Raw genomic sequence first — 13,504 nt, forward strand, 5'->3', positions numbered from 1 at the left:
CACGGCTTAAAAGTATTATTATATTAGTTGATGAGTCCAGCGGTCGTCGCGCGATCGGCGCCGTCGCCAGAACGGCAGGACCGAGGAGGGAGTGGTTTCACGCATGCTGACCCGACGCGCCTGTCTGGCCGCCGCCGCCGCGACGCCCTTGCTGGCCGCCGCCCCTGTCGCGGCGGCGACGGAGGTCGAGGCCGCACGCCAAGCCATGCGCCGGGCCACCCGCTTCATGACCGAAAAGGCGGCGACCAACGGCGGCTATGTCTGGTCCTACCTCTCCGACTTCTCGCGGCGCTGGGGCGAGATGGAAGCCTGGCCCGGCATGATCTGGACCCAGGCGCCGGGCACGCCCGAGATGGGCCAGATCTTTCTCGACGCCTGGCGCGCCACCGGCGAGGTCCAGTATCTGGACGCCGCCGTTGCGGCTGGCGACGCCCTGATCAAGGGCCAGCATCCCAGCGGCGGCTGGAACTATGTCATCGACTTCGACGGCGAAGCCTCGCTGCGTCGCTGGTACGAGACCATCGGCCGGAACGGCTGGCGGCTGGAAGAATTCCAGCACTACTACGGCAACGCCACCTTCGATGATCACGCCACGGTCGAGTGCGGCCGCTTTCTGCTGCGGCTGGCCCTGACGACCGACCTGCCGCGTGTCCGCGCCGCCGTGGACCGGACCATCGCCTTCGTTCTGGACAGCCAGCTGCCCGGCGGCGGCTGGCCCCAGCGCTGGCCGCGCGCGGGCGAGTTCCGCAACCACGGTCGTCCCGACTACACCGGTCTGATCACCCTCAACGACGAGGTGATGGACGAGAACATCGACTTCCTGCTGCTGGTCCTGCAGCAATGGAACCGCCCGGACGTCGAGCCTGCAATCCGCCGCGCCATGGCCTGTTACCGCGACCTGCAGCAGCCGGCGCCGACGCCGGGCTGGGCCCTGCAGTATACGCCGGACTTCAGGCCCGCCTGGGGCCGGACCTATGAACCCGCCGCCGTCTCGCCCCACCTCACCGTCGTCGCCGTGGAGCGGATGCTGGACTTCTATCGCCTGACCGGCGACCGCAGCTTCCTGGCCCGGCTGGACGAGGCGCTGGACTGGCTCGCGCAGGTCGAGGCTCCCGTCGCCGCCCATCACGAAGGCCGCAACTATTTCCGTTTTGTCGAACCGGGGACCAACCGTTTCATCGCTGTGCATCGGCGCGGCTCCAACGCCCGGAACGGCGAATACTACGTCGACCACGACATGACCGGTCAGCGCGGCGAGAAGCATATCGACCTGGCCCGCCTGCGCCGACGGGTCGAGCAGGTCGCCGCCCTGTCACCGGAAGAGGCCGTGCGCCACTCCGCCCTGATGGGGCGCGGCCCCAGCCTGCTGCCCGACTATGTCATCACGCGTCCGCAAGGCGGTTCCGACCTCAACGTCACGGCCTCGCGCCCGGGAATGACACCGGTTACATTGCTGATCGAGGGGCTGAATGCAGAGGGGTATTGGCCGGTGGAACTGCGCACGACCAGCCATGCCTATCGCGGCGACGGCCCGGCCGAACCGCCGCCCGGCTTCGTCGATCGCGGCCAGGTCGGGGATGAATGGGACACCTCGCCCTTCACCGAAGCTCGCGGGCCGATGGGGATCTCGACCGGCGCCTATATCAACAACATGGCCCGGCTGATCGCCCATGTGCGCGAGGCGAGACCGGCATGAGGCGCGGCCTGATCCTCCTCGGCGCTCTCGCCGCCTTCGCGACCGGCGCCGCCGCGCAAGACCGCGCTCCCGATGGCCGCGCCTATCGCGCCCAGCCCCTGACGACCGAGCTGTTCATCGCCGACCCCTCGGCGCACGTCTTCGACGGGCGCATCTACGTCTATGGCTCCCATGACATTCAGGGGCCGTCCGCCGACGACCAGCCGGGCAAGGGCTTCGTCATGAAGGATTACCTGGTCCTGTCGATGGACCGCATCGGCGGGCCGGTCACGGTTCATCCGACCGCCCTCACCCTGTCCGCCGTGCCCTGGGCGGATCGCCAGCTCTGGGCGCCCGACGCCGCCTTCAAGGACGGGCGCTACTACCTCTACTTCCCCGCCAAGGATCGCGAGGGCGTCTTCCGCATAGGCGTGGCCACCGGCGACCGTCCGGAAGGTCCCTTCACGCCCGAGCCCCAACCAATCCTCGGCGCCTACAGCATCGACCCTAGCGTCTTCGTGGACGAGGATGGCGCGGCCTATCTCTATGTCGGCGGCATCCACGGCGGACAGTTGCAGCGCTGGACCAGCGGTCGCTACGACCCGGCAGCGGGCGACACGGACCTGAACCAGCCCGAGGCGGCGTCCCTGATGCCCAAGGTGGCCCGCCTCAGCGACGACATGCTGACCCTGGCCGAGCCGATGCGCGACGCGGTAATCCTGAACGAGCAGGGCCAGCCGCTGAAGGGCGGTGATCTGGACCGCCGCTTCTTCGAAGCCGCCTGGCTGCACAAGTACAACGGCCTCTACTACCTCAGCTATTCGACCGGCGACACGCACTTCATCGCCTACGCCACGGCGACCACGCCCTATGGCCCCTTCACCTATCGAGGCCGGGTCCTGCTGCCGGTTCAGGGCTGGACCACGCACCATTCCATCGTCGAGGTCGAGGGCCAATGGCGGCTCTTCTACCACGACACCCAGTTGTCGAACCGCACCCATCTGCGCAGCGCCAAGGTCGTCGATCTGCACCACGAGGCCGACGGTTCGATCCGCACCATCGATCCCTTCATCGCGCCCCCGCCTATCGCGCCTTGACCCCCGTTCGGTTCGCGTCACGCATAAAGAAAAGAGGAAACGTCCATGAGCCCCATCAATCGCCGCGCCGCCCTGAGCGGCCTGCTGGGCGGCGTCGCCGCCTCGGCCCTGCCGGTCGGCGCCGTCTTCGCTCAGACCAATGAAGAAGCCGCGCCTCTGGGCCGCGAATGGGCCGGGATGAAGTGGCGCAAGGGGATCGAAGGCCAACGCATGGCCGATCTGGGCGACGGCACCTTCCTGAACCCCATCATGTCGGGCGACCACCCGGACCCGTCGATCCTAAAAGCCGGCGACGACTACTACATGACCTTCTCGTCGTTCGAGTCGGTGCCGGGCATCCACATCTGGCACTCACGCGACCTGGTGAACTGGCGGCCGATCACGGCGGCCCTGACCACCAATATCGGCTCGGTCTGGGCACCCGAGCTGATCAAGCACGAAGGCCGCTTCTACTGCTACATCCCGGCCCGCTTCCCCAACTACCGCTCCAACTACGTCATCTGGGCCGACAGGATCGAAGGGCCGTGGAGCGAGCCGGTCGATCTGAAGATTCCGGCCAATATCGACCCCGGCCACATCGTCGGCGAGGACGGCAAGCGCTACCTGTTCCTGAACGGCGGCGACCGGGTGCGGCTGACCGACGACGGCCTGGCCACCGACGGCCCGCTGGAGCAGGTCTATGACGCCTGGCGCTATCCCGAGGACTGGATCGTCGAGGGGCACGCCCAGGAAGGACCCAAGCTGCTCAAGCGCGGCGACTACTTCTACATGATCACCGCCATCGGCGGCACGGCGGGTCCGCCGACCGGCCACATGGTCATCGCCGCCCGGTCCAGGTCGATCCACGGCCCTTGGGAGGAATGCCCGCACAACCCCATCGTCCGCACTCGCAGCGGGGCCGAAAAGTGGTGGTCTCGCGGCCACGCCACCCTGGTCGAGGGCCCCACCGACGGCGACTGGTGGATGGTCTATCACGGCTATGAAAACGCCTACTGGAGTCTGGGCCGCCAGACCCTGCTGGACCCGATCGAGTGGACCGACGACGGCTGGTTCCGCGCCAAGGGCGGCGACCTGTCCAGACCCATCCCCATGCCGCGCGGCGGCCAGGCCGTGCCGCACGGCATGGCCCTGTCAGACGACTTCACCACCGACAAGTTCGGCACCCAGTGGAGCTTCTACGACCCACAACCGAACGAGAAGGACCGCCTGCGCCGCGAAAACGGCGTCCTGCACATGAAGGCCAAGGGCAAGGCCCCGGTCGACTGCTCGCCGCTGACCTTCGTCCAGGGCGAACAAGCCTATCAGATCGAGTGCGAGATCGAGATCGACCCCGGCGCCGTGGCCGGCCTGATCCTCTTCTACGACCGGGCCCTCTATGCCGGTCTGGGTTTCGACCCGACGCGTTACGTCACCCACCAGTACGGCATCGAGCGCGGGCGCCCCGCCAATCCGCATGGCCGCCGCATGTTCATGCGCCTGACCAACGCCTATCAGAACGTCTATTTCGACACCTCGGCCGACGGGGTGAACTGGAAGCGTTTCGACCGGGGCATGGAAGTCTCGGGCTATAACCAGAACGTCCGCGGCGGCTTCATGATGCTGCGCCCCGGCCTCTACGCCGCCGGCGAGGGCGAGGCGCGGTTCAAGAACTTCAAGTTCCGCGCCCTGTGATGCGAAGGGGGCGGAGCCGAGACACTCCGCCCCCCTCTTTTCTCAGCTTGGCGCGCCGTCCTTCCGGGTCAGGCTCGCCAGGTCCCAGTCGGCCTCGACGAAGAGGCGACGCGTCTCGCCCACGACCGGATAGCCGCCGACCTCGCGCTCGTCGTCGATGATGCGGCCGGTTCCGGTGCGCACCTCCTCCAGAATCCGCCGATCCACGGCGTCGCGCGCCCAGGGCCGCGCGCCAGCCTCTGCCATGACCCAGGCTTCCACCTCGCTTGAGGGCCGGACCCGGAACCCGACAGGCCAGTGCGGCGAGGTGCTCAGTCGCCTGATCTTGGGCTCACGGTCGGAGATGACCCCGAGCTCTTGCATAGTCCGGCCACCGGCATGCTGCGCCGGATTGTCGTGAACATAGAGGTCCAGATCCCCCTGCCCCTCCACGATCAGGAAGGGCAGGTCGGCGCGCGTCGAAGGCCCGCCCCGCGTCACGTTGCCGACGATCGACAGCTGTCCGACTTCCCAAGGATGATCGCCCCATTCCGAGGCGTTCAGCGCATAATGCATGCAGCGGTTGCCGGGGTTGTAGATCAGGTTGTTGGCGCTGACCGCGTGGACACCGCCCTTGAACAACTGGTTCCGCTCATGGTCGTGGGCGTAGAGGTTGCCGACGATCAGCACCTGGGTGGCGTTGTCGTGAATCAGCGTGCCCTTGGAATGTTCGCCCTTGACGTGGCTGGCGTTCGACAGGCCTTCGGACACGATGTTGCGGCTGAAGGTGATGCGGCGCGAGGTATGCGTTCGCCACTGCTCCACCCTATCGCCGCCGTCGAAACGCGGACCGGACGCCGACAGGTTCTCGTCCGTCGCCCAGCTGAAGGAGCACTGGTCCACGATCACGTCATGCGCGCCCGAGGTGGTCAGGCCGTCGACCTCCCAGCCGCTTTTCCCCGCCGCTCCGTCTGCGCCGGGCCGGATGCGGACATGGCGCACGATGACGTCATGAGTGCGCAGGCTGATCCCGCCCCGGATCAGGGTGATTCCCGGTTCGGGCGCGGTCTGACCGGCGAGGGTCAGGAAGGGGTTCGCCACCCGGATGTCGCGGCGCTGCAGGTCGATGACGCCGCCGACCTCGAACACCACGATGCGCGGCCCCTCGGCCTCCAGCGCGGCCCGCAGCGAGCCCTCCCCCTCGTCCGCCAGGGTGGTGACGCGGATGATCCGGCCGCCACGTCCACCGGGGGTCGAGGCGGCCCAGCCCAAGGCGCCGGGAAAGGCCAGGGCTTCGCCTTCCGCCAAGACGGGCAGGGGCAGAGCCCCGACCGCAACGGCGGTCAGCATCAGACGGCGACGATCGATCATGTCAGCGGCTCCAGCGGCGGCAGGGGTCTGGCGAAGGGCTGGTCCCCTGCGACGACGATGCGGCCCTCGGCGTCGAAGTCCACACGGATCAGGCCGGGCTTCTCGCGGAAATGGCTCTGCTCGTCGTTGCCGAAGAAGGTGGACCACCACCGCCCCTCGCGGTCCTTGAAGACATTGCCGCCCCCGGCGCATGGCGCGGCCTCGTGCTTCATCCGATAGGGGCCGTGCAGGGCCTCGGACACGGCGAAGACGAAGGAGTAGCGCCCCTCCACATTGCCGACCGCGCCGAGGTAATAGAGGTCATCCTTCCTGAAGAGGGTCGCGCCCTCGTAGCCCAGGGTGTTCTCGCCCTTCAGGCAGCGGGCGCGGTCGCGCGCCACGATGCACTGGGTGTCGGCGAAGCTTGTCCGCTTCCAGTCCTCGGCATAGCCGGACAGGTCGTCCTTCAGCCGCACGATCTCGTCGCCCGAGCCATAGGTCAGATAGACCGCGCCGTCGTCGTCCTGGAACAGGGTGGCGTCGATGCCCCGGCGCAAGTGGGCGTCGGGCGAAAAGGCGTATTCGTATGGCCCCTCGGGCTTGCCCGTCGTGCTGCGCAGGATGCCGAGGCCAGCGCGGCTGACGCTGAAGCAGAGGAAATAATTTCCGGCGACATAGTGGATTTCGGGCGCCCAGATGGCGCGGAAGGGCACGCCGCGCCGCATCCGCCATTCCCTGGCCCAGCCGCCTTCGCGGTCCAGGCTCCAGACCAGACCCAGATAGGTCCAGTCGACCAGATCGGTCGAGCGCCACAGCTCGATCCCGTCGTTGAAGGCCCAGATGTTGTCGCCGGTCGAGCCGGTCATGTAGTAGGCCCCGTCGCCGCCGATGCAGATCTGGGTGTCGCGCAGGTGCAGCTCCATCAGCGGATGGATCGGCGGCAGCAGCCCCTTGTCCACCGCCGAGCCCGTTGCGGCCTCGCCCCACGGCAGGGTCGGATAGGCCATCGACCGCGCGCCGCGATACCGCACGCCCGCCAGGCCCGACATCCAGCCGCCGCGCGCATCGTCGGGCATCGTCGCGGCGCCGGGCCCGCTGACGCCCCGGTATGGATAGGGATTGCGGTCAGGCGCCGGGATCAGGCGCCCGGAATCCTCCGCCGCCTGAGCGAGGAGCTGCGGTGCGTACAGGCTGGCCGTGGTCGCCACAGCCCAGCCACAGAAGGATCGCCGGCCCTGGACAATCATGCCCCTACCCCCTTGCGCATTTGATTCCCTCATGATCATCAATAGGATGACACCGGTATCAGAAAACGCTTGTTGGGCTAAAAATATTATAATACTTTTTAGATGAAGCCGGGTGGTCGCCCGGCGGCTGGATGATCGACAGAACCCGCCAAGAGGTCCTGCGATCGAGGAGGAGGGACCCCATGACGAACAATTCAACGCTACAGTTGCGCGCGGCCGCGTCGCCCATCGCGCTCTGTCTTGCGGCCATGCTGGCCGCCTCGCCCGCCGTCGCGCAGGAACAGTCGAACGACCAGACCACCACCGTGGACGAGGTCGTGGTCACCGGCCTGCGCGCCTCGCTGGCCAGCGCCCTGAACGAGAAGCGGCGCTCGAACACCATCGTCGACGTCATCAACGCCGAGGACATCGCCGACTTTCCTGACGCCAACCTGGCGGAATCCCTGCAGCGTATTCCTGGCGTTTCGATCGACCGCGAGAACGGCGAAGGCAACAGCATCTCGGTGCGCGGTCTGGGCGGCGACTTCACCCGCGTGCGCCTGAACGGTCTGGAGACCCTGTCGACCTCGGGCGCCAGCAACGCCGACGGCGCCCTGCGGCGCGATCGCGGCTTCGCCTTCAACACCTTCGCCTCGGAGCTGTTCAACTCGCTGAAGGTGCAGAAGTCCGCCGACGCCATGACCGACGAGGGCTCTCTGGGCGCCACGGTCGATCTGATCTCCGGACGGCCTTTCAACTTCAGCGACAGTCGCTTCGCCCTGACCCTGCAGGACGCCTATTACGAGAACGGCGAGACCCATAACCCCCGCGTCGCCCTACTGGCCTCGGATCGCTGGAGCAGCAAGATCGGCGAGTTCGGTCTGCTGGGTTCGGTCGCCTACAACAAGCGCGACCAGTCGGTCGACAGCTATACGCGCGGCGTCGGCTCCTCGGACTACACCTATCGAGGCGCGACCTTCAACAATGTGGGAAGCAACGCCGCTGGCGATCATCAGGGCTTCGCCCTGCCGATCGGCACCAACCCGGCCACCGCCCTGCCACGCGTCACCAACCCCGAGGCTCTCTCCTATCTGATCGGTTCAGACCCGGCCGCCTACGCCCTGATCAACGGGGGAAGCACGCGCGGCTCCCTGGTCCGCATCCCAGCCCTGGCGACCCTGAATCATCGCGAGGTCGAGCAAGAACGCGTGGGCGTGACCCTGTCGGCGCAATGGCGCCCGACCGATCGGACCACGATCAGCTTCGACAACCTCTATTCGGAGATGACCCAGGTCTCGACCAACTACCAGATCGGCGCGGTCGGCCTGAACCGGAACAACACCAACGGCAACCGCACGCTGACCTCGCTCAGCTACCAGACCTATCCGACGACCAGCGCGGCCAACAACAGCTATCGCAACCGGCGCGGCATCTACGCCACCTGCACCAGCCAGGAAGCCAATGAGTTCCGCGACGCCATCGACTGCGGTCAGAGCCTGTATGGCAACACCCCCGTCTTCACGACGGCGCCGGGCGCCAACGTCAACAATCTCCTGGCCGGGACCGGCAGCTTCAACCCGAACAACCTCGAGGTTTACGACTACTACAACCAGCCCGGCTCGGTCGGCTATGTCGCCCACCCCAACTATCTGGCCATGCGCGGCGCCTTCATCGGCCGCCCCTCGGTGCGCCTGATGGACGCCGCGCTGAGCGCCAACGGCGAGAACGCAGCCTATCTGAAGCTGGCGAACGTCGATATGCGCTCGGCGGTCGACCAAGGCGGCTACACGACCGAATTCCGCCAGAACTCGATCAATCTGGAGCATGAATTCACCGACCGCTTCCGCATGACGGCGCTGATCGGCGACTCCAAATCCACCAATGACAACACCGGCCTGCTGGCCGACTTTATCCGCCTCGACTCCGGACAGGGCGCGGCTGGAGACGGCTACTTCGTCTACGACGAGCGCGGCGGCGGCGACATGCCGTTCATGGACTTCGGCTTCGATGTCGCCGATCCGACCAAGTGGGACTTCGTCAAGGGCTACTCGGCCCTGCGCCACTACAAGACGATCACCGAGAACGGCTACCGCACCGCCAGGGCCGACTTCGCCTGGGACTACAACGACGACATCACCTTCCGCTTCGGCGGCGGCGCACGCGAATTCGACTTCTTCTACACGCGATATGAGCGCCTGATCGGGGACACGATGAACCCCAGTCTGCTGGAAGGTGTCCGCTCGGGTCTCGCCGAGGCCACCACGGTCGGCCAGATGGGTCAGGTCGTTGACTGGGGCAAGGGTCTGAACGTGCCGGACGGAATGCCGACCCGGTTCTTCGCGCCCAATCTTCAGGCCTTCCAGAGCCGCTTCGGTTTCGATTGCAACTGCATCAACGAATGGGGGGACTGGCGCCTGTCGGACCTGCGCAACGGCGGCGTGAACACCTTCTGGGTGGATGAAAAGTCCCACAGCCTCTACGGTCAGGTCGACTTCAACATCCCGCTGTACCTGGGCGTCCTGCGCGGCAACGCCGGCGTGCGCTACGCCCGCACGGAAGTCGACGCCCGCGGCCGCTCGCCCAGCGGCCGCCCGGTCGAGAATTCAAACGCCTACAACGACTATCTGCCTTCACTGAACCTGGCGTGGGAGCCGACCGAAAAACTGATCCTGCGCTTTGCCGCGGCCAAGGTCATGGCGCGGCCGCAAATGATGGCCCTGCACCCCGGCGTCACCGCCTTCAATGTGCCGACCGGCATCGGCACGGCGCCCGCCGAGTTCGACGGCAGCAACGCCGCCATCACCCTGGGCAACACCCGCCTGAAGCCGTTCCGCGCCACCAACCTCGACTTCAACGCGGAATGGTACTTCGCTCGCGACGCCATCCTGTCGGTCGCCTACTTCTGGAAGGAAATCGAAAGCTTCCCGCAGGTCGTCCTGCGTGAATCCCGACTGAGCGAGATCTTCGACGCCGCCGCCATCGCCAACCTGCGCGCCACTTGGGACGGTCTGGTCGATGAAGGTTCGGCTAGCCGCCGGGCCTATCTGGACGAGGACCGCCCCTTCCAGATCCGCCAGTACAACGACGCGCCCGGCGGAACCCTGGACGGCTTCGAGATCGCCTATCAGCAGAACTTCACCTTCCTGCCGGGTCTGCTCGAATATACGGGCGTTCAACTGAACTACACCAAGATCAACTCCGAACTGGAGTACATCCTGGACCCGGCGCGCGGTCTCACGGGCACGGCGCCCTTCCTGGGCGCCTCGCCGGAATCGTTCAACGCCACCATCTTCTATGAAGACCCCAAGTTCAGCGCCCGCATCTCGACGGCCTATCGCGCGGCCTACCAGACCACCTATCCTCTGGCTTCGGGCGGCTGCGATCCAGGCGTCTGCGACTCGCCTCTGATCAACGACTTCATCGGCAGCGACGAGACCCTGAACGTCGACGCCTCAGCCACCTACAAGCTGACAGATCATGTCACGATCACCGTGGAAGCGCTGAACCTGACCAATCAGACGGACAGCCGCTGGGCCTATCAGAACGACCCCGTCGTCCAGAACTACGCCAGCACCGGCCGGCAGTACTTCGTCGGCGCCCGCTTCACCTTCTGATCCTGAGATCGACAGAGCCTCCTCCCGGATGAGCTGTCGCACTTGAAGCGCCGTGGAAACACGGCGCTTCCTTTTATCAGCCGCTCGCCGCCGCCCGTCCAAGGAGCCGCCGTCGTGATTTCAAGGCCCTGTCTCAGCGCTCTTGGCGCCCTGCCTCTCTCGCTGGCTCTCGCTGCGCCCGTCATCGCCGCCGAAGCGCCGCCGACATGGAACGCTGCGGTTCTGACCCGCGCCGAGGCCTGGTACGCAAGCCCGGAGGCGCGCCGCATCGCCGACAATGTCCTGCGCCACCAGTCCATCGAGGGCGGCTGGCCCAAGAACACGCCCCTCGGCGATCCTCCGCGCCCGGACGCCGACCCGGGCCTGGCCAACACCTTCGACAATCAGGCCACAACCCTGCCCCTGGCCTTCCTGGCGCGTGTCGCGACCGCAACCGGAGATCCCGCCTATGTGGTCGCCGTTCAACGTGGACTCGACTACGTCCTGGCGGCCCAGTATCCGAACGGCGGCTGGCCCCAGTATTACCCGCTTCGCGGCGGCTACCACGACCATGTGACCTTCAACGACGACGCGATGATCCGCGTCATGCGCCTCCTGCGCCATGTCGCAAGCGGCCGCCCGCCCTACGCCTTCATCGACGACACCAGGAGGAGCCGCGCCGAAACTGCGGTGCGACAAGGCGTCGACCTGATCCTCAAAACCCAGGTTCGCCAGAACGGCCGGCTGACGGCCTGGTGCGCCCAGTACGACGCCCAGACCCTGGCCCCGGCCTGGGCGCGACGGTTCGAACCGCCCTCCCTGTCCGGCAGTGAAAGCGTGGGCGTCGTCCGCTTCCTGATGGAAATCGACCATCCCTCGCCCCAGGTCACAGCGGCCATCGAAGGCGCTCTCGACTGGTTCCGGGTCTCGGCCATCCATGACACCCGCCTGGAAGACTACATCGACCCCGAAGGGCGTCCCGACAAGCGTCTGGCCGCAGCGCCCGGCGCCGCCCCCCTGTGGGCCCGTTTCTATGACCTGGCGACCAATCAGCCGATCTATATGGGACGGGATTCCGTTCCCCATGGCGACCTGGCCGCGATCGAACGCGAACGCCGCCTGGGCTACGCCTATATCGGCGAATGGCCCGCCGCCTTGCTGAGGTCGACCCGACCGACCGGAACGCCGGTCCCATGATCGGATGAGCTAAAGCCTCAGCCACGGCCTTCTTTTTTCCCCGCCCTGACGGTCAGTCGGTGTAGAGGTAATTCCTCTCAGGATTGTCTGACGAATTGCCGCCCGCCGACCGGGCCCGGCGACGTCAGGATGGAACAGGCATGGTGGACGACAAGGAGCTGAAGGCCTGGTTCTTCAGGGAAGTCTTTCCGCATGAAGCCGCCCTCACCCGCTTCATCCGCCGCAACTGGCGTAACGAAAGCGATGTGGCCGACCTGAGGCAGGACATCTACGCCAAGATCTATACGGCGGCGCGCCGACAGTTGCCGCTCAACCCGCGCGCCTTTCTGTTCACCACCGCCCGCAACCACCTGATCAACACCGCCAAGCGCGCCAAGATCGTGTCGTTCGATCTGGTCGCCGATCTGGAGACGGCCTTTCCCGACGCCGCCGCGGGCGATCTGGATCAGCAGTTGACGGCGCGGGAAGAACTGCGACGTGTTCAAGCCGGACTTGCAAGACTGCCGCCACGATGCCGGCAGGTCATGACCTTGCGGCGCATTGAGGGCCTCTCCACCCGTGAGGTCGCCGCACATCTGGACATCAGCGTCAGCACCGTCGAACAACAGATGGTCCATGGCCTGCGGGCGCTGGCCGATTACATGATGGGCGGTCAGGGGCGAGTGCGCCGGGCCGCTTCCAAAACCGCCGCCTCCAAGAGCGAGCTCCCGTCATGAGCATGCGCAACACCATCGAAGACACCGCCGCCCACTGGCTCATACGCGCCGCAGACGGGCTGTCGGGCGAGGACCAGACCCGGCTCGAAGCCTGGCTGGACGCCGCGCCCGAACACCGCACCGCCTATTGGCGCCTGGAGTACAGCTGGGAAAAGGCGGGACGACTGGCGGCGCTGCGCAGCCCCGAAACCCTAGCTGAAGCCGTCGCGACGCCGCCTGCGCCCCGCCGTCGCGTGACGCCGCGTTGGGCCATTGGTCTGGCCGCCGGTCTGGCCGCCGTCGCCCTGGCCACGACGGTCCTTTGGCCCCGCCCCGCCAGCTATGTCACCGATACCGGCGAGCAACGCCTGGTGGCCCTGTCGGACGGCTCGCGCGTCGAACTGAACACCGAGACCCGTTTGCGCGCCTCGATCTCGGCGGACGGCCGCGAGGCCTGGCTGGATCAGGGCGAGGCCTACTTCGAGGTCGCCCATGACGCCTCGCGCCCCTTCACCGTCCACATGGGCGACCGGACCGTCAACGTTCTGGGCACCCGGTTCAGCGTGAAGCGCGACGGCGACACCGTTCGCGTCATCGTCGCCGAAGGCCGGGTGCGCCTCAGCGGGCCGCAGACGGCGCACGCCCCCAAGCCGGTCATTCTGGTCCATGGCGACGTGGCGACGGGCGACGGGCGATCCATCCTGCAGAGCCACACTTCCGCAGAGAAGGTTCAGGACCACCTTGCCTGGCGGCGCGGCCTGCTCGTCTTTGACCAGATCACCCTGTCGGACGCCGCCGCGGAGTTCAATCGCTATAACGAAACCCAGCTGGTCGTCGGTGACGCCCGCACCGCCGAGATCCGCATCGGCGGCAGTTTTGAAGCCGCCAACGTCGAGGCCTTTGTCCGCCTGTTGCGCAGCGCCTATGGGCTGGAGATCGTTCGCGACGGAGAAATCGTAAAAATATCCGAATAGGATGTAGGGGGTTTGCGCCTTCGTCTTGTCACAATCCCTGAGGACGC

General features: G+C 66.6%; 9 protein-coding genes. 7 read left to right on the forward strand and 2 right to left on the reverse strand.

The annotated features are described in order from the left end of the window. Positions 1-103 precede the first annotated feature (103 nt). From IFE19_RS15300 to IFE19_RS15310, 3 genes are read left to right on the forward strand one after another with little or no spacing between them, the layout of a single operon-like run. The gene (locus tag IFE19_RS15300; RefSeq protein ID WP_207823766.1) at positions 104-1,696 is read left to right on the forward strand and encodes a pectate lyase; all 1,593 of its coding nucleotides are present in this window, start codon (positions 104-106) and stop codon (positions 1,694-1,696) included. Beyond that, a complete protein-coding gene (locus tag IFE19_RS15305) occupies positions 1,693-2,772 on the forward strand; it encodes a glycoside hydrolase family 43 protein (RefSeq protein WP_207823768.1) in 1,080 nt (359 codons plus the stop codon). Before IFE19_RS15300 ends, IFE19_RS15305 begins: the two co-directional genes overlap by 4 nt. Positions 2,773-2,817: 45 nt before the next feature. Continuing rightward, positions 2,818-4,443 (forward strand): family 43 glycosylhydrolase, encoded by a 1,626-nt coding sequence (locus IFE19_RS15310; protein ID WP_207823770.1) that lies wholly within the window; start codon positions 2,818-2,820, stop codon positions 4,441-4,443. A gap of 42 nt (positions 4,444-4,485) precedes the next feature. Here IFE19_RS15310 and IFE19_RS15315 read toward each other — a convergent pair whose 3' ends face one another. Both IFE19_RS15315 and IFE19_RS15320 read right to left on the reverse strand, forming a co-directional pair. Further along, positions 4,486-5,793, reverse strand: a complete 1,308-nt coding sequence (locus tag IFE19_RS15315) for a pectate lyase family protein (protein ID WP_207823772.1) — start codon at positions 5,791-5,793, stop codon at positions 4,486-4,488. Continuing rightward, complete coding sequence (locus IFE19_RS15320; RefSeq protein WP_207823774.1) at positions 5,790-7,019, reverse strand: family 43 glycosylhydrolase; 1,230 nt, start codon at positions 7,017-7,019, stop codon at positions 5,790-5,792. The genes IFE19_RS15315 and IFE19_RS15320 overlap by 4 nt, the downstream gene beginning before the upstream one ends. A gap of 182 nt (positions 7,020-7,201) precedes the next feature. Here IFE19_RS15320 and IFE19_RS15325 point away from each other — a divergent pair, with 182 nt between their 5' ends. The 4 genes from IFE19_RS15325 (at position 7,202) to IFE19_RS15340 (ending at position 13,457) form a co-directional block, all read left to right on the forward strand. After that, positions 7,202-10,612, forward strand: coding sequence for a TonB-dependent receptor domain-containing protein (locus tag IFE19_RS15325; protein ID WP_207823776.1), 3,411 nt, complete (start codon positions 7,202-7,204; stop codon positions 10,610-10,612). Between the two features lie 114 nt (positions 10,613-10,726). After that, complete coding sequence (gene pelA / locus IFE19_RS15330; protein ID WP_207823778.1) at positions 10,727-11,788, forward strand: pectate lyase; 1,062 nt, start codon at positions 10,727-10,729, stop codon at positions 11,786-11,788. 140 nt (positions 11,789-11,928) lie between these two features. Next, the gene (locus tag IFE19_RS15335; protein WP_207823780.1) at positions 11,929-12,504 is read left to right on the forward strand and encodes an RNA polymerase sigma factor; all 576 of its coding nucleotides are present in this window, start codon (positions 11,929-11,931) and stop codon (positions 12,502-12,504) included. Beyond that, positions 12,501-13,457: a FecR family protein gene (locus tag IFE19_RS15340; protein WP_207823782.1), complete on the forward strand. Its 957-nt coding sequence runs from the start codon at positions 12,501-12,503 to the stop codon at positions 13,455-13,457. Before IFE19_RS15335 ends, IFE19_RS15340 begins: the two co-directional genes overlap by 4 nt. The last annotated feature ends 47 nt before the right edge of the window (positions 13,458-13,504 follow it).

This window comes from Brevundimonas pondensis (assembly GCF_017487345.1).
Classification (GTDB): Bacteria; Pseudomonadota; Alphaproteobacteria; order Caulobacterales; family Caulobacteraceae; genus Brevundimonas; species Brevundimonas pondensis.